General features: G+C 58.7%; 17 protein-coding genes. 6 read left to right on the top strand and 11 right to left on the bottom strand.

The window, feature by feature from the left end:
- Positions 1 to 23: 23 nt before the first annotated feature.
- The 3 genes from M5G20_RS23380 to dapA are packed head-to-tail and all read right to left on the bottom strand — an operon-like array spanning position 24 to position 2,798.
- Positions 24 to 782 (bottom strand): MBL fold metallo-hydrolase, encoded by a 759-nt coding sequence (locus M5G20_RS23380; RefSeq protein WP_150704622.1) that lies wholly within the window; start codon positions 780 to 782, stop codon positions 24 to 26.
- Between the two features lie 4 nt (positions 783 to 786).
- Entirely contained in the window at positions 787 to 1,902 is a 1,116-nt protein-coding gene (gene bamC / locus M5G20_RS23385; RefSeq protein WP_273921088.1) for an outer membrane protein assembly factor BamC, read from the bottom strand.
- A gap of 17 nt (positions 1,903 to 1,919) precedes the next feature.
- Positions 1,920 to 2,798 carry a 4-hydroxy-tetrahydrodipicolinate synthase gene (dapA, locus tag M5G20_RS23390; RefSeq protein WP_273921089.1) on the bottom strand — a complete coding sequence of 293 codons (879 nt, stop codon included), beginning with the start codon at positions 2,796 to 2,798 and terminating at the stop codon, positions 1,920 to 1,922.
- Positions 2,799 to 3,126: 328 nt separating this feature from the next.
- On the opposite strand from dapA, the gene M5G20_RS23395 reads away from it, so the two are divergent.
- Positions 3,127 to 3,687 (top strand): glycine cleavage system protein R, encoded by a 561-nt coding sequence (locus tag M5G20_RS23395; RefSeq protein ID WP_007979776.1) that lies wholly within the window; start codon positions 3,127 to 3,129, stop codon positions 3,685 to 3,687.
- 11 nt (positions 3,688 to 3,698) lie between these two features.
- Positions 3,699 to 4,172 (top strand): peroxiredoxin, encoded by a 474-nt coding sequence (locus tag M5G20_RS23400; RefSeq protein ID WP_008034924.1) that lies wholly within the window; start codon positions 3,699 to 3,701, stop codon positions 4,170 to 4,172.
- A 50-nt stretch (positions 4,173 to 4,222) separates the two neighbouring features.
- On the opposite strand, the gene M5G20_RS23405 is transcribed toward M5G20_RS23400, so the two are convergent.
- Complete coding sequence (locus M5G20_RS23405) at positions 4,223 to 5,293, bottom strand: AI-2E family transporter (protein WP_150704618.1); 1,071 nt, start codon at positions 5,291 to 5,293, stop codon at positions 4,223 to 4,225.
- A 31-nt stretch (positions 5,294 to 5,324) separates the two neighbouring features.
- Positions 5,325 to 5,564 (bottom strand): sulfurtransferase TusA family protein, encoded by a 240-nt coding sequence (locus M5G20_RS23410; RefSeq protein WP_056856016.1) that lies wholly within the window; start codon positions 5,562 to 5,564, stop codon positions 5,325 to 5,327.
- Between the two features lie 98 nt (positions 5,565 to 5,662).
- Here M5G20_RS23410 and M5G20_RS23415 point away from each other — a divergent pair, with 98 nt between their 5' ends.
- Positions 5,663 to 7,096, top strand: coding sequence for a M48 family metalloprotease (locus M5G20_RS23415; RefSeq protein ID WP_273921090.1), 1,434 nt, complete (start codon positions 5,663 to 5,665; stop codon positions 7,094 to 7,096).
- A 63-nt stretch (positions 7,097 to 7,159) separates the two neighbouring features.
- Here M5G20_RS23415 and M5G20_RS23420 read toward each other — a convergent pair whose 3' ends face one another.
- From M5G20_RS23420 to rpoE, 4 genes are all read right to left on the bottom strand, one after another.
- Positions 7,160 to 8,587, bottom strand: coding sequence for a DegQ family serine endoprotease (locus tag M5G20_RS23420; protein ID WP_273921091.1), 1,428 nt, complete (start codon positions 8,585 to 8,587; stop codon positions 7,160 to 7,162).
- Positions 8,588 to 8,765: 178 nt separating this feature from the next.
- Positions 8,766 to 9,728, bottom strand: coding sequence for a MucB/RseB C-terminal domain-containing protein (locus tag M5G20_RS23425; protein ID WP_273921092.1), 963 nt, complete (start codon positions 9,726 to 9,728; stop codon positions 8,766 to 8,768).
- Positions 9,729 to 9,736: 8 nt separating this feature from the next.
- Positions 9,737 to 10,324, bottom strand: coding sequence for a sigma-E factor negative regulatory protein (locus M5G20_RS23430; RefSeq protein WP_273921093.1), 588 nt, complete (start codon positions 10,322 to 10,324; stop codon positions 9,737 to 9,739).
- A gap of 31 nt (positions 10,325 to 10,355) precedes the next feature.
- Complete coding sequence (gene rpoE / locus M5G20_RS23435) at positions 10,356 to 10,937, bottom strand: RNA polymerase sigma factor RpoE (protein WP_003172477.1); 582 nt, start codon at positions 10,935 to 10,937, stop codon at positions 10,356 to 10,358.
- A gap of 557 nt (positions 10,938 to 11,494) precedes the next feature.
- On the opposite strand from rpoE, the gene nadB reads away from it, so the two are divergent.
- Positions 11,495 to 13,111, top strand: a complete 1,617-nt coding sequence (gene nadB, locus M5G20_RS23440; RefSeq protein ID WP_273921094.1) for an L-aspartate oxidase — start codon at positions 11,495 to 11,497, stop codon at positions 13,109 to 13,111.
- Here nadB and M5G20_RS23445 read toward each other — a convergent pair.
- Both M5G20_RS23445 and M5G20_RS23450 read right to left on the bottom strand, forming a co-directional pair.
- Positions 13,080 to 13,532: a protein YgfX gene (locus M5G20_RS23445; protein ID WP_273921095.1), complete on the bottom strand. Its 453-nt coding sequence runs from the start codon at positions 13,530 to 13,532 to the stop codon at positions 13,080 to 13,082. The genes nadB and M5G20_RS23445 overlap by 32 nt on opposite strands.
- The gene (locus tag M5G20_RS23450) at positions 13,516 to 13,770 is read right to left on the bottom strand and encodes an FAD assembly factor SdhE (protein WP_273921096.1); all 255 of its coding nucleotides are present in this window, start codon (positions 13,768 to 13,770) and stop codon (positions 13,516 to 13,518) included. Before M5G20_RS23450 ends, M5G20_RS23445 begins: the two co-directional genes overlap by 17 nt.
- Positions 13,771 to 13,919: 149 nt before the next feature.
- On the opposite strand from M5G20_RS23450, the gene ygfZ reads away from it, so the two are divergent.
- A complete protein-coding gene (gene ygfZ, locus M5G20_RS23455) occupies positions 13,920 to 14,861 on the top strand; it encodes a CAF17-like 4Fe-4S cluster assembly/insertion protein YgfZ (protein ID WP_273921097.1) in 942 nt (313 codons plus the stop codon).
- Between the two features lie 35 nt (positions 14,862 to 14,896).
- Positions 14,897 to 15,718 (top strand): HDOD domain-containing protein, encoded by an 822-nt coding sequence (locus M5G20_RS23460; protein ID WP_273921098.1) that lies wholly within the window; start codon positions 14,897 to 14,899, stop codon positions 15,716 to 15,718.
- The last annotated feature ends 50 nt before the right edge of the window (positions 15,719 to 15,768 follow it).

Here is a 15,768-nt window from a genome sequence, read left to right on the forward strand (position 1 = left end):
GCTCCGCTTGCTAAGTAGATGGGCTAGGCGATGTGTCGCCAGTCGAGCCCTGAATCTTGATCGGCCAATTGCAGCCAGTCCGGGTCGCACCCGAGGGTGTCGACAAAACATTGCCGGGCCAGCTGCGGCAGGTTGTTCTTGCTGCTCAGATGGGCCAGGACCAGGTGTTGCAGGCCTTGCCAGCCCAACTCGGACACCAGGAATGCCGCCTGGTGGTTGTTCAAATGTCCCAATTCACCGCCTACCCGCTGCTTGAGAAAATACGGGTAGTGACCGCGAGCCAGCATGTCACGGCAATGGTTGGCCTCGATCATCAACGCATCGAGGTCCCGATAGCCGTCCAGCACCTTGTCGCAATATGAGCCCAGGTCGGTCAACAGGCCGAAGCGCCGCTCACCATCACTGAAAACGTATTGCGTCGGTTCCTGCGCATCGTGGGCCACGGCAATGACACCAATGCTCAAGTCACCGATTTGCAGTTGCTCGCCGCCAGCCAGAAGGCCCGCGGGTTCAATCGGTTTGCGCATCCCGCGCAGGGTCCCGCGACTGAGGTAGACAGGCAGATTGTAGCGCCTAGACAGCAAACCCACGCCATGCACGTGGTCGGCATGTTCGTGGGTTACGAGTATCGCGCTCAGCTGCGCAGGGTTCACACCCAGACGCAGCAGGCGTTTTTCGGTTTCCCGCAGGGAAAAACCACAATCCACCAGCACGTACGTATCAGCGCTGGCTATCAGCGTGCCGTTCCCTTGGCTACCGCTGCCGAGAACGGCAAAACGCATGTGATCAGCCCAGATTGTCCTGAATCACGCTCAACACTTTACGCGCCACGTCAGCAGGCGCCACGGTGTTGATGTTTTTCTCGACGGTGACCTGAACGTTTTCACCCACCTTGCTCAGGCGAACCTGATAACGCTCGGCACGGGCTTCAACTTCTTCCTTGTTCGGCGCGCTGCCGAACAGGCTGCTGAAGAAGCCTGGCTTGTCGTCTTTCTTCTCAGCTTTTTCGGCCAGGTTGATGTAGTACAGGCCCAGGCTGCGGTTGATGTCTTCCACGCGCCATTCGCCCTGTTCCATCGCACGACCGACGCTCGACCAGGCACGATCCAGATCGGTACCGACGTTCAGCACAGGGTTGCCGCTGCCGTCTTCGCTCAGGCTGACACGGCTCGGTGCGTCGAAATCACGGGAAGCCAGCATGGAAACCGAACCGCCCTTCTCGGAGATACGGCTCATGCTCGCGAGCATGTCGTCGACCAGTGCTGCGTCCAGGCCAGTGTTGACCGAACGGTTGGTGAAGGCGACATCGGCAGTGCTGCCGGCAGGACGCTCGGCGCTGACCACGTAGACTTCACTGGTGTTGCGCTGCACGCCAGGCTCGATGCGGACCCGGACGCGGGTTTCGCTGTCGGTGCTCACACCGGCCGCGCTCAGGCGCTTGGCCATGGCTGCGGACAGTTCGTCGGAATGCTGCCAGGTGGTGGTGAACTCGCCGGTTTGCGGGCGCTGTTCATCCAGGCGGTAACCGTTGTCCTGGAAGAACTGCACGGCCACAGGCCAGACTTCGGCCGGAGGGTTCTGCGCCAGGATCGAGCGAGTATCGCCGCTCTTTTGCAGGGAGTAGGCGCTGGCATCGGCAGCGGCCGACAACGGCTGCGGACGAGGCACAACGTACTCGCCCTTGGCGGTGTCATCCGCGACGTTACGCGGGATCGGCAACAGCGGATCCAGACGTTTGGCGGTGCTGATGTCGGGTGGCAGTTGCATCGGTGCAGTCTGTTGCGCTTCCAGGTAATCACTACCACGGTCACGGAAATAACCTTCCGGGCCCCAGACCCATCCGCAGCCACTGGTGCTGGAGATAATCAAGGCAAGTGCGGAAAGTCCGGCCATTCGCTTCATGCGTTGTACTTCCTCAATTAAACCAGGACGCTGCACTGGCGCAGGGCCGTGCGAAGCGTTTCATGACAAGGTGCGCTCAGCCAGGTCAGCGGCAGGCGAATGCCTTCTTGCATCAAGCCCATTTCAACCAAAGCCCACTTCACCGGAATCGGGTTGGCTTCGATGAACAGGTCTTTGTGCAGAGGCATCAGTTTTTCGTTGATTGCACGGGCGGTCGCGGCGTCGCCCTTGAGTGCGGCTTCGCACAGGTCGGCCATTTCGCGCGGGGCGACGTTGGCGGTGACCGAGATGTTGCCCTTGCCGCCCAGCAGGATCAGTTCGACGGCAGTCGGATCATCGCCGGAAAGGAGGATGAAGTCCTTGCTCACGCCATCGAGGATGGCTTGCGCGCGTTTCAGGTCACCGGTCGCTTCCTTGATGCCGATGATGTTCGGCACGGTGGACAGACGGATAACGGTCTCGGCCTGCATGTCGCAGGAGGTGCGGCCAGGAACGTTATAGAGGATCTGAGGGATGTCGACGGCTTCGGCAATGTGCTTGAAGTGCTGGTACAGGCCTTCCTGGGTCGGCTTGTTGTAATACGGCACGACCAGCAGGCAGGCGTCGGCGCCGGCCTCTTTGGCGTTACGGGTCAGTTCGACAGCTTCGCGAGTCGAGTTGGCGCCGGTACCGGCAATCACCGGGATACGCCCGGCAACCTGTTTGACCACGGCTTTGATGACGGCGATGTGTTCTTCTACATCAAGGGTTGCCGACTCGCCGGTCGTTCCGACCGCGACAATGGCATGGGTACCGTTCTTGAGATGGAAGTCCACGAGTTTGCTGAGGCTGTCCCAGTCAAGACGCCCTTGTGCATCCATGGGAGTGACCAGTGCCACCATACTGCCCGCAATCATGAAACCGCTCCTGCCGGAAAAAGAGAGCCGTAATGGTACTGGCGCCAAGATGCTTGTACAAGCGAAGTACTGCGCTGCCGCCATTCCCCTTGGCGTCGCTTTTCGCTACCCTTCAGACTTTGATCGATACTGACAAGCTCGTACACCGGGTTTAAGCCTCCAATTTCGGCATCACGAGCCCCACCCCAGCGTTGCTACCCCCCGCTCCTGCCATACTGGAGCACGTTGCAACCTGCGCCCGGGGCTTTCTGAATTCGCATTCGCAGGCTCACTCCCGGCAGAACCAGCCAATAGAAGTACCGACCGCTCATCGCTTTAGGAATGCTGCATGTCCACCCCCACAGTTCGCGAACAATTCCTTGTCATCAGTGCCCTCGGCGCCAACCCCATGGAGCTGACCAACGTCCTGTGCCGAGCCAGCCATGAAAACCGCTGCGCCGTCGTCACCTCCCGCCTGACCCGTCATGGCGAGTGCAGTGCGTTGGTCCTGGAAATCTCCGGCAGCTGGGACGCCCTGGCGCGCCTGGAAGGCAGCCTGCCGGTGCTGGCCAAGCGTCATGCGTTTACCGTTAACGTGGTGCGCAGCGCGGCACTGGAGAATCGTCCCCAGGCCCTGCCTTACGTGGCTTATGTCAGCTCGGCTTACCGTTCGGACATCATTAATGAACTGTGCCAGTTCTTCATGGACCACAACGTCGAGCTGGAAAACCTGACCTGCGACACCTATCAGGCTCCACAGACCGGCGGCACCATGCTCAATGCCACGTTTACCGTGACGTTGCCGGCCGGCGTGCAAATCAGCTGGCTGCGCGATCAGTTCCTCGACTTCGCCGACGCGCTGAACCTGGACGCCCTGATCGAACCGTGGCGCCCACAGAACCCAATGTAAGGAAGCTATTCATGGCCGTTGCTATCGACCAACCGGTTGCCGACTTCGAAGCACCCGCCACCAGCGGGCAAACCGTCAGCCTGGCGAGCCTCAAAGGCAAGCAAGTGGTGATCTACTTCTATCCGAAGGACAGCACGCCGGGTTGCACAACCCAAGGGCAGGGCTTTCGCGATCAGCTGGACGCGTTCAAAGCTGCCAACACCGAAGTGTTCGGCGTGTCCCGCGACAGCCTGAAGTCCCACGAGAACTTCAAGGCCAAGCAGGCGTTCACGTTCGAACTGATCAGCGACAAGGAAGAAGCACTTTGCCAGCTGTTCGATGTGATCAAGCTGAAGAAGCTTTATGGCAAGGAATACATGGGCGTTGATCGCAGCACGTTCCTGATCGACAAGAATGGCGTCTTGCGCCAGGAATGGCGCGGCGTGAAAGTGCCGGGGCACGTTGATGCAGTTTTGGCGGCAGCTCAGGCGCTGAACAAGGCCTGATCCTCAAAAAAAATCGCAGCCCTGAGCTGCGATTTTTTTATCAACATCCTTTAAAGCAGCGGCGCCACCACTGGTTCCTTACGCGGCCACGCATCCAGCACAGCCTTGAACAGCGTTGCCAGGGGAATCGCAAAGAACACGCCCCAGAACCCCCACAGCCCGCCGAACAGCAGCACTGCACAGATGATTGCCACCGGGTGCAGGTTGACCGCTTCGGAGAACAGCAGCGGCACCAGTACGTTGCCATCCAGCGTCTGAATGATTCCGTACACCGCCATCAAATAGATGAACTGATCACTCCAGCCCCACTGAAACAGCGCAATCAGAAACACCGGCACCGTCACCACAACCGCGCCGACATACGGCACTACCACCGAAATCCCCACCAGCAATGCCAGCAGTGCCGCGTAGTTGAGTTCCAGGACGACGAAGGCGATGTAGGTCACGCCGCCGCAAATGAATATCTCGATGACCTTGCCGCGAATGTAGTTGGCGATTTGCCGGTTCATGTCATGGGCGACCCGGGTAATCAAAGCCCGTTCGCGCGGCAAGTAGCCACGCACCCACTGGCCGATCATGGCCCGGTCCTTGAGGAAGAAGAACACCAGGATCGGCACAAGGACGAGGTAGATCATGATGTTGACCAACAGCGGCAGACTCGACAGCGAGAATGTCAGTGCCCATTGACCGAACTTGCCGATCTCGCCCCGCGCCACTTCGATGGCCCGCAGTACCTGCTCGTCGGACACCAGATGCGGATAGCGCTCGGGCAGCAGCAACAACAGCGATTGCCACTTGGCGAGCATCCCCGGCAACTCATTGAACAGCGTGATCAGTTGGTGCCACAGCAGCGGCACGACCACCACGATGAATACCAGCAGCAACCCCATGAATAAGGCAAACACCAGCCCCACCGCCACCCAGCCGGGCACGCGCATCCGTTCAAGCGCCACCACCAGCCCTTGCATCAGGTACGCCAGCACCATCCCCGCCAGTACCGGCGCCAGCATGCCACCCAGCGTGAGGACCGCGGTGAACGCCAGAAACAGCAGGACCGCCAACACCACCGCTTCTTCATCGGAGAAATAGCGCTGAATCCAGTCGCGTAACACTTTGAACATCAATAATCCTTAAGAACAAATGCCGCAGGTTTCAGGCTTTTTTCAACCAGTAGCGGTAAACGCCTGCTTCGTCTTCTTCACGAAGCAGCGTATGACCGGCCAATCGGGCGAAGGTGCGAAAGTCGCGCTGCGAACCCGCATCGGTGGCAATGACCTTGAGTATCGCGCCACTGGCCATCCGATTGAGTTCCATCTTGGCCTTGAGCAACGGCAGCGGACAATTCAGGCCACTGGCGTCCAGCTCAACGTCATGGGCTACAGCATCGATCATTGCATCACTCCGGGTCACATAGTCGAGTTGCCTAGAATATCTGGTCGCAAGGCTGGTGTCCGGCTACAGTAAGGTCTTTGTCGACTAAGGCTTTGTGCATGACTTTTTTGCGCCCTACCCTGCTGACGCTCGCTTGCCTGCTCGCCTCACCGGGCTTCGCCGACGACCTGCCGTCACTCGGCGACGCCAGCTCTGCCATTGTCTCGCCGCAGCAGGAATACCAGTTGGGTCGCGCCTGGCTTGCGCTGTTACGCAGCCAGGTTTCGCAACTCAACGACCCGCAACTCAAGGACTACGTCGAATCCAGCGTTTATCGCCTGGTGGAAACCAGCCAGGTCAATGACCGGCGTCTTGAGTTTATTCTGATCAACAGCCCGCAACTCAACGCATTCGCGGCGCCGGGCGGCATTGTCGGGGTCAACGGCGGCCTGTTCCTCAACGCCCAGACCGAAGGCGAGTATGCCTCGGTGCTTGCTCACGAACTGGCTCACTTGTCGCAACGCCACTTTGCTCGTGGCGTCGAAGCCCAACAGCGTATGCAGGTGCCGATGATGGCCGCGCTGCTGGCCGGGATCGTGATTGCGGCGGCCGGTGCCGGTGATGCCGGGATCGCGGCCATTGCCGGCACGCAGGCGGCGGCGATTCAGGAACAACGACGTTTCTCCCGTCAGAACGAACAGGAAGCCGACCGTATCGGCATTCTCAACCTGGAAAAGGCCGGATACGACCCGCGCTCGATGCCCACCATGTTTGAGCGTCTGGGGCGTCAGTACCGTTTTGATGCCAAGCCACCCGAATTCCTGCTGACTCACCCAGTCACCGAATCGCGGATCGCCGACACCCGCAACCGCGCCGAACAGGCTCCACAAGGGGGCATCGAAGACACCGTGCGCTATCAACTGATTCGCGCACGCGTGCAATTGATTTATGAGGAGACTCCGGGCCTGGGCGCCAAGCGCTTCCGCGCCCAACTGGATGAAAACCCGAAAAGCGATGTCGCTCGCTACGGCCTGACCATTGCCCAGGTCAAGGGCGGCCAACTGAACGAGGCACGGGAGAACCTCAAGCTGCTGCTGGCCAAGGCGCCCAACGAGATCATCTACAACCTCGCGCAGATTGATCTGGACATCACCAACAACCGTCTGCCGGATGCGCAGACCCGCGTTGACCGGATGCTGACTCAATACCCCGGCAACTATCCGCTGAACCAGGTGCGTGTCGATCTGCTGCTCAAACAGAACCGCGCCGCGGACGCTGAGAAAGCACTGGAAGGTTTGCTCAAGTCGCGCCCGGACGATCCGGACGTGTGGTATCAGGTGGCAGAAACTCGCGGCTTGTCAGGCAACATCATTGGCCTGCATCAGGCTCGCGCCGAGTACTTCGCACTGGTCGGCGACTACCGCCAGGCCATCCAGCAACTGGACTTCGCCAAGCGCAAGGCCGGCTCCAACTTCCCGCTGTCGTCACGCATCGATGCCCGCCAGCGAGAGCTGATGGAACAGGAGCGCATGATCAAGGACATGATGGGATAGTTTGTTTCAGACATAAAAAAACCGCCTCTTTCGAGGCGGTTTTTTATTCAACCTGCAACTGGATTATTCAGCCAGTTTAAAGGTGATGAAGCTGGCGCGACCCTGACGCAATACGCGCATCGATACCGAACGATTCTTCGGCAGCGCCTTGGCGATGTCGGTGAATTGCTTGGCGGACTCGATAGCCTGGTTGTTCAGGTGAGTAATGACGTCACCTGGCTGCAGGCCAATCATCGAAGCAGGACCGTCCTGCACTTCCTTGATCACCACACCACCCTTGAGGTCGTAGGTTTTCTTCTGCTCGGCGGTCAACTCGGCAACCGAAACACCCATGCGATTGCTGCTGGTTTCTGTGCCTGTCTTCGGCAATGCATCGAGCTCTTTGTCTTCGTCAGGAATGGAACCGACGGTCAACTCGACGTTCTTGCGCTTGCCCTCGCGGATGACTTCCAGATTAGCCTTGGCACCGGCTTTCAGTGCACCCACCAGATGCGGCAAATCGGCGGACATGACAATCGGTTGACCATTCATGCTCAGGATCACGTCGCCGACTTGCAGGCCGCCCTTGGCAGCCGGGCCGTCATCCTGGATCTGGGCAACCAGCGCACCGGCTGGCTTGTCCAGACCGAATGACTCGGCCAGATCCTTGTTCACTTCCTGGATCACGACGCCCAACCAGCCACGGCTGACTTTGCCGCCGCTTTTGAGCTGATTGGAAACGTCCATGGCCACATCGATGGGAATCGCGAACGACACGCCCATGAAGCCGCCGGAACGGGTGTAGATCTGCGAGTTGATGCCAACCACTTCTCCGTTCAGATTAAACAGCGGACCACCGGAGTTACCCGGGTTGATTGGCACGTCGGTCTGGATGAACGGCACGTAGTTTTCGTTGGGCAGACTGCGACCGACGGCACTGACGATGCCTTGGGTCACGGTGTGGTCAAAGCCGAACGGCGAACCGATTGCCACGACCCATTGACCGGCCTTCAGGTCCTGGGATTTGCCGAGTTTCAGAACCGGCAGGTCCTTGCCTTCGATTTTCAGCAGCGCCACGTCGGAACGTGGATCGGTGCCGACCAGTTTGGCTTTCATTTCACTGCGATCGGCAAGACGCACGAGAATTTCGTCGGCATCAGCGATGACGTGATTGTTGGTCAGGATGTAGCCGTCAGGCGAGATGATGAAACCCGAACCCAGGGATTGGGCTTCACGCTGACGATCACCGCGAGGCGAACGCGGTTGTGGCGGCATGCCGCGCTCGAAGAACTCGCGCAGCATTGGCGGCAGGCCTTCAAGGTCAGGCATCTGCTGGTTCACTTTGCGTTCCGGCAGCTTCTGCGTGGTACTGATGTTCACGACCGCGGGCGACGCCTGTTCAACCAGTTGCGTAAAGTCAGGCAATTCGACTGCTTGCGCAGCGACCGACTGACCGAGCACCAGCACGGTGGCAAAGATGGATAGATAAGTCTTCAAGCGTGGTATCGACATACGGCTCCCGTTACGACGAGCATGGTTAAGCGATATGGTTCAAGGAACACCGGGAAAGATACGCCAGTATTTTTGTTCCGGGAACAACAAACAAGGCCAGAGCCGAGGGGCTCTGACCTATAAAAAATTCTGGAGGTATTTGCAAACTGAAATGCTCACGAAACATTTCGATTTCAGCTCACTGCTTGGAGGTTGCAGTGACGTCGGTGCGCATGGACAAGGCTATCCGTTCAGCAGTGCCGACCGGAATTTCACCCACCACCGTCACCATCATTTCACCTTGCGGGGTCGTCAATCGCCGGGATACAGCCACCGTTGGCCCGAGCTGAGTGCGGGTATCGGTGACGGCAGCGCCGTTCAAAGGCTCAAGGAAAACAGAAAAACGCGCCAGGCCATCGTCATACATCAGGCTGTTGACCTGGGTTTTGGTCTCGGGGTCTTTGCGTGACGTGCTGCTGGTCAGCTCGAATCCTGGTGGCAACCAGTCTGAATGCCAGGTCTGCGCAGCCTTGACTGCCGAAGCCTTGTCACTGTCGAGGTTGACTGCCTTGCAATCGCTACCCGGCTGTAGATCGCTCTCGGACGGAACATCAGCGGTGACCAGTTGCGTGAACTGGAAACGCTCCAGCAGACGCCCTTTGTCATCGAGCAACAATGACTTGAGTGGCAGGCCGGTTTCCTTGTCCAGATGCAGCTCGAACCCATAACGGTGCTGGTCGCGAGGCGTCAGTGACACAATGACCGCCGAACGCCCGGCCACACGCGACTTGCCGATGACAGCAAGGTCATACCAGTTCTTGAGCTTTTGTGGATCGAGTGCACGAGCGGCGGAATTGGGAGAATCCCCAAGCCCTGCAATCAGGGTGCCGCTGACGCATTGCGTATGGCCATCAACGCGCACAACCTCCTGAGCGGATCCGTCGAGCTGGAGCAAACGCTCGCGGACCTTGCCATCCTGGACGCGGTGCCAGATGTTATGGGTAGAAAAACTACCGTTACGCTCGTAGACGAAGGTACCGTGAAAGCTTTGCTGTTGCTCGGCCTGACCAAGACGGGTCAACCAGTCCTGGGCTTCATCGGCGTGGGCTGGAACAACAAACCAGCCACTGAGCAAAAGCGAAAGTAGAGGTATGGCGCGCATGATCCTCCTTAGCGGTTTTCCAGGCTTGCTGCGCGAGCGTAAGGCAGCGCGCTCTCAGTGCCTTTCAATGCAGCCTGTTGAGCATGTTGACGCAGGTAGCTCGGCAGACGTTGATCGTGCCAGTCTGGCTGACCTTGCAATACGCCGTTGGCCATAGGGCCAGTGGCTTCCGAGCTCTCATTGTAGCCTGCCAAAACGGCCGGGCCCTTCACTTGAGGAGCGGCCAGGTTCTGTTGGCTGGACTGCTGAGCCAGTTCTACACCGGCGATTTCGTCCTGATTGTACAGGCGAACACCCGCCAGTACAGCAACCGTTACCGAAGCAGCGACCGCCAGACGACCCAGGCTGCGCCATGGACCACGGGTGGCTTTTGCCGGTACGGCTTCGTCAGCCAAGGCTGCGGAAACGGCCGCGGCGATGTCCAGACGTGGAAGCAGCAGATCCTTGTGCATCGCTGCCCGAGCGATCTGATAACGAGCCCATGTTTCACGGGTTTCAACATCGTCACAGGCACTGAGTACCCGACGCAATTCCAATTCGTCCGCTTCGTTATCCATCACTGCGGACAGCGATTCCTGCAGGGCTTCACGACTCATGGCGTTCCTCTCTTGGCTGTCGCCGCTGTCTTTAGTTTTCCTGCAACAACGGCTGCAGGGCTTTATCGATGGCCTCCCGGGCGCGGAAAATCCGGGAGCGCACGGTGCCCACCGGACATTGCATGACGCTCGCAATGTCCTCGTAACTCAGACCGTCGAATTCACGTAAAGTTAAAGCCGTACGCAAATCTTCCGGTAGTTGCTGAATGGTTCGATGGACGGTGCCTTCGATCTCATCCCGCAGCAAAGCCCGTTCTGGCGACTCGAGATCCTTGAGGCCATGATCGCCATCGTAGAACTCTGCATCCTCGGAACTGACATCGCTATCCGGCGGCCGGCGGCCGCGTGAAACCAGATAGTTTTTCGCCGTGTTAATGGCGATGCGGTAAAGCCACGTATAAAACGCGCTGTCTCCGCGAAAATTTCCAAGTGCACGGTAAGCCTTGATAAAGGCTTCTTGTGCCACATCCTGGGCTTCATGGGTGTCGTGCACAAAACGCACGATCAACCCGAGAATTTTGTGCTGGTATTTCAGCACTAGCAGATCGAACGCGCGCTTGTCGCCGCGTTGAACGCGTTCGACCAGCTGCTGATCCTCTTCCTGGGTTAGCATGAACACTCCTCGATAAGCTCGGAGGAGGCTTGCATAACTAAACGACCGGACTTGCAAACATAGACTCGGGCTTTTCGCAAAAGTTCTCCCCCTCCAGGCAAGTTTCCTGCGGGCTCTGATTCGGCACGCACGAAAAACGCAGCTCGAGATTCCCCGGCTGCGCGAATAATCTTGTTATCGGTTTCGCCGACAAGGATCCAAAGCAGATCCCGCGCTGAAGCCGACACTGTCCCTTGAATCAGGCAACCGTCTATTGATCTTGGGCCTTTGGCAAAAGTTCCAAATATTTATAGCTGCATGAAACCGACATTGTGCAACCACGCAGCGAAAAAGACTGTTAAATCCACGATACAGTTCACTTGTCGCCGAATCGATCGAAAAAACATCCGACGAAGCGTCGGGTGTTTTCCGCAAGAGTAGTTTCACAATGCCATATGGGCTCGGCTATTGTGCCGCTCCACCCCTCTATATACTAGTGGGCTGTTCGCAAACCTGACTCGCCTGTCCAGTTGTCCAGCGCCTCCCCCGACCCGGGTCGCTTTGAGCGGAATCCTGAAATGAGCCAACAGTTTCAACACGATGTTCTGGTAATTGGCAGCGGCGCTGCCGGCTTGAGCCTTGCGCTGACCTTGCCCGGTCATTTGCGTATCGCCGTACTGAGCAAAGGCGATCTCGCCAACGGCTCGACGTTCTGGGCGCAAGGCGGTGTCGCTGCCGTGCTGGATGACACCGATACTGTCGAATCCCACGTCGATGACACCCTCAATGCCGGCGGCGGCCTGTGTCACGAGGATGCCGTGCGCTTCACGGTCGAGCACAGTAAAGAGGCGATTCAATGGCTGATCGACCAGGGCGTTCCCTTCACTCGTGATGAACAGTCCAGCGTCGAAGACGGCGGCTTCGAATTCCACCTGACCCGTGAAGGCGGGCACAGTCATCGCCGTATCATCCATGCCGCCGACGCCACTGGCGCGGCGATTTTCAGAACCTTGCTGACCCAGGCCAAGCAACGGCCGAACATCGAACTGCTGGAACAGCGAGTCGCCGTCGACCTGATCACCGAAAAACGCCTCGGCCTTGAAGGCGACCGCTGCCTGGGCGCCTACGTGCTCAATCGCGGCACCGGTGAAGTGGACACCTATGGCGCCCGCTTCGTGATCCTCGCCTCCGGCGGCGCCGCCAAGGTCTACCTTTATACCAGCAACCCCGACGGCGCCTGCGGTGACGGCATTGCCATGGCCTGGCGCTCGGGCTGCCGGGTGGCGAACCTGGAATTCAACCAGTTCCACCCCACCTGCCTGTATCACCCGCAAGCGAAAAGTTTCCTGATCACTGAAGCCCTGCGCGGTGAAGGCGCACACTTGAAGCTGCCCAATGGCGAGCGCTTCATGCAGCGATTCGACCCGCGGGCCGAACTGGCGCCCCGAGACATCGTCGCACGGGCCATCGACCATGAAATGAAGCGCCTGGGCGTTGACTGCGTGTATCTGGACATCAGCCACAAGTCCGAAGACTTCATCAAGACGCACTTCCCCACCGTCTACGAACGCTGCCTCGAATTTTCCATCGACATCACCAAGCAACCGATCCCGGTGGTTCCGGCGGCGCATTACACCTGCGGTGGCGTAATGGTCGACCAGCAAGGTCGCACCGATGTACCCGGGTTGTACGCAATTGGCGAAACCAGCTTCACCGGCCTGCATGGTGCCAACCGCATGGCCAGCAACTCGCTGCTGGAGTGTTTTGTCTACGCGCGCTCGGCGGCTGCGGACATCGTTGAGCAGTTGCCGCAGGTTTCAGCGCCCATCGCCCTGCCCGCCTGGGATGCAAGCCAGGTGACGGATTCCGACGAAGACGTGATCATTGCGCACAACTGGGATGAGCTGCGGCGCTTCATGTGGGACTACGTGGGCATCGTGCGCACCAACAAGCGCCTGCAACGGGCTCAGCACCGGGTGCGGTTGTTGCTGGATGAAATCGACGAGTTCTACAGCAACTACAAAGTCAGCCGGGACTTGATTGAATTGCGCAACCTCGCCCAGGTGGCCGAATTGATGATTTTGTCAGCCATGGAGCGCAAAGAAAGTCGCGGCCTGCATTACACGCTCGACTATCCGCAAATGCTGCCCGTCGCGCTCGACACTATTCTGGTGCCGCCCACCTACGCCGACTGAATTTGAGCCGAACCCGCAGGCGTCGGTGCACATCCGCCGCCTGCGAATCACTGGGTACACAGATTGCCCGGACCCGTCGCTCGCCTCGCAGACGAAAACGCAGCACCACCATCAACGGCAGCGCCAGGCTGTCCGGACGCAGCTGCACCGGTTGCCATCCCGCCGCCCGATTCCATAACTGCCAACCATCGGCATCGCGACGCAAGCCGCAAAATGCCTGTGGGTGTGTCAGCAGTATCTGACGAGGCAACGCCCGAACACCATGCAGCAGGCAGCACAAAGCGCCAGGCAGGCTGACCCAGAGCGGGATTTCAAGAAGGAACAACGCGCCCAGCGCGAGCAGCTGGGCCAACAGATATGCCGCCAGCAACTGCCGTGAGGCGTGCCAGCGGCATTCGAACGCATTACTTGGGCTGGACACGATCCAGGATCATGCGAACCATGCGCTGAAGCTCCGGATCTTGCGATTCGTTGCGTTCCATGAACCAGCCGAACATGTCCTGATCCTCGCATTCCAGCAGGCGGACGTACAACGCGCGATCCACCTCGTTCAGACCTGCGTAAACCTCTTTCACAAACGGCACCAGCAACACGTCAAGCTCAAGCATGCCGCGGCGGCTGTGCCAGTAGAGGCGATTCAGTTCAACATCTTCGACCATGGAGCGCTCCTCAAATAGGCCGCAAGTATACAGCGCCTCGCCGCGCCGAACAGTCGGCTTTGGTCGGGCACCGGCGATCCTTTGTGAACTACCCATTTCGAAGGCGCACCCTTATCATGTCCGCCAGACTCTTTACCCTGCGATGACCCATGGCCGATTCTGCTTTTTTCTGCACGCTGTCTCATGAAGGTGTCCTGGCGGTCCGCGGCGCGGACGCCGGCAAATTCCTGCAAGGCCAATTGACCTGCAACCTCAATTACCTGAGCGACACACAGTCCAGCCTCGGTGCGCGCTGCACCCAGAAAGGCCGGATGCAATCGAGCTTCCGTATCCTGCTCGAAGGTGACGGCGTGTTGCTGGCCATGGCCAGTGAACTGTTGGAACCGCAACTGGCCGACCTGAAAAAGTACGCCGTGTTTTCCAAATCCAAACTGACTGACGAAAGCACTGCCTGGATTCGATTCGGCATCGAACATGGCGATGCCGCACTCAAAAGCCTTGGACTTGACCTCCCGGCAGACACCGACAGCGTCGCGCGGCATGACGGTTTGATCGCCATTCGCGTATCGCCCGAGCGCGCCGAACTCTGGGCCGCTGCGGATCAAGCCGACAGCATCAAGGGCAAGCTGTCAGCGCTGCTGGCGGAAGGTAACCTCAATCAATGGCTGCTGGGCCAGGTCCGCGCAGGGATCGGCCAGGTCATGCCCGGCACCCGCGAGCTGTTCATTCCGCAGATGCTCAATCTGCAAGCCGTTGGTGGCGTGAGCTTCAAAAAGGGTTGCTACACCGGCCAGGAAATCGTCGCGCGGATGCAGTACCTGGGCAAACTCAAACGTCGACTCTATCGGGTAAAACTGGACGCCAGCGACCTGCCTGAACCTGGCACCCAGCTGTTCTCCCCGAGCCATAACAGTGCGATAGGTGAAGTGGTGCTCGCCGCCAACGCCGAAAAACACATTGAACTGTTGGCTGTGTTGCAAGCCGAAGCTGCAGAAGGTGGCGATATTCATGTAGGCGCCATCGATGGCCCGACGCTGCACTTGCTCGACCTGCCTTATCAACTGGACCGCGACCGCGAAATCCAGCGATAAACGCAGTACCCTTTTGCGACACCTAGAGAAACTAAATGATTGAGCTGGCGGAAAAGGTCCAACAGGATTTGGTTGAGGCCATCGATAACGATGACCTGGTTCTGCCGACATTACCGGAAGTGGCGTTGCAGATTCGCAAGGCTGCTGAAGACCCGGAAATCAGTATCAGCAGTTTGAGCAAAGTCATCGGTCGTGATGCCGCGCTGTCGGCGCGCCTGATCAAAGTGGTCAACAGCCCCTTGTTGCGCGCCACTCAGGAAGTCACTGACTTGCACACGGCAATCACTCGCCTGGGCATCAATTACAGCAGCAACCTGGCGATCGGCTTGGTCATGGAACAGATTTTCCATGCCCGCTCCGAGGTGGTTGAACAGAAAATGCGCGATGTCTGGCGCAAGAGCCTGGAGATTGCCGGCGTCAGTTATGCGCTGTGCCGCACTTACACCCAACTCAAGCCTGATCAGGCAGCCCTTGGCGGGTTGGTGCATCAGATTGGCGTGTTGCCGATCCTGACGTATGCCGAAGATCACTATGAACTGCTAGCCGATCCGGTCAGCCTCAACCATGTGATTGAGCGCATTCATCCGCTGCTCGGCGACAAGCTGCTCAGGGTCTGGGAGTTTCCGGAGTTGCTGGTGCAGGTGCCGCTGCTGTATCAGAACTTCAAGCGGCAATCGGCCCGGATCGATTATGTCGACGTGGTGCAGGTTGCCAGCCTGTACTGCCACAAAGACACCGACCACCCGATTTCGCGCATCGATCCACTCAGCGTCCCGGCCTTCGTCAAACTCGGGATCGATCTGGACAACAAAGCGAAATGCGCGGAACTGGAAGAAACGCGGTCGATGTTTTATTGAGCCTGAGCCGGTCCTTGTGGCGAGGGAGCAAGCGCGCTCGCCACAAAAAG

It is taken from the genome of Pseudomonas sp. TNT2022 ID1044 (genome assembly GCF_028656895.1).
Lineage (GTDB): Bacteria > Pseudomonadota > Gammaproteobacteria > Pseudomonadales > Pseudomonadaceae > Aquipseudomonas > Aquipseudomonas reinekei.

Bases quoted from the DNA above. Each gene is read 5' to 3' on its own strand.
- M5G20_RS23425 (WP_273921092.1), bottom strand. From the start codon at position 9,728: ATGCGCGCCATACCTCTACTTTCGCTTTTGCTCAGTGGCTGGTTTGTT.
- M5G20_RS23405 (WP_150704618.1), bottom strand. From the start codon at position 5,293: ATGTTCAAAGTGTTACGCGACTGGATTCAGCGCTATTTCTCCGATGAA.
- M5G20_RS23430 (WP_273921093.1), bottom strand. From the start codon at position 10,324: ATGAGTCGTGAAGCCCTGCAGGAATCGCTGTCCGCAGTGATGGATAAC.
- nadB (WP_273921094.1), top strand. From the start codon at position 11,495: ATGAGCCAACAGTTTCAACACGATGTTCTGGTAATTGGCAGCGGCGCT.
- M5G20_RS23460 (WP_273921098.1), top strand. From the start codon at position 14,897: ATGATTGAGCTGGCGGAAAAGGTCCAACAGGATTTGGTTGAGGCCATC.
- M5G20_RS23410 (WP_056856016.1), bottom strand. From the start codon at position 5,564: ATGATCGATGCTGTAGCCCATGACGTTGAGCTGGACGCCAGTGGCCTG.
- ygfZ (WP_273921097.1), top strand. From the start codon at position 13,920: ATGGCCGATTCTGCTTTTTTCTGCACGCTGTCTCATGAAGGTGTCCTG.
- M5G20_RS23450 (WP_273921096.1), bottom strand. From the start codon at position 13,770: ATGGTCGAAGATGTTGAACTGAATCGCCTCTACTGGCACAGCCGCCGC.
- bamC (WP_273921088.1), bottom strand. From the start codon at position 1,902: ATGAAGCGAATGGCCGGACTTTCCGCACTTGCCTTGATTATCTCCAGC.
- rpoE (WP_003172477.1), bottom strand. From the start codon at position 10,937: ATGCTAACCCAGGAAGAGGATCAGCAGCTGGTCGAACGCGTTCAACGC.
- M5G20_RS23415 (WP_273921090.1), top strand. From the start codon at position 5,663: ATGACTTTTTTGCGCCCTACCCTGCTGACGCTCGCTTGCCTGCTCGCC.
- M5G20_RS23400 (WP_008034924.1), top strand. From the start codon at position 3,699: ATGGCCGTTGCTATCGACCAACCGGTTGCCGACTTCGAAGCACCCGCC.
- dapA (WP_273921089.1), bottom strand. From the start codon at position 2,798: ATGATTGCGGGCAGTATGGTGGCACTGGTCACTCCCATGGATGCACAA.
- M5G20_RS23420 (WP_273921091.1), bottom strand. From the start codon at position 8,587: ATGTCGATACCACGCTTGAAGACTTATCTATCCATCTTTGCCACCGTG.
- M5G20_RS23380 (WP_150704622.1), bottom strand. From the start codon at position 782: ATGCGTTTTGCCGTTCTCGGCAGCGGTAGCCAAGGGAACGGCACGCTG.
- M5G20_RS23395 (WP_007979776.1), top strand. From the start codon at position 3,127: ATGTCCACCCCCACAGTTCGCGAACAATTCCTTGTCATCAGTGCCCTC.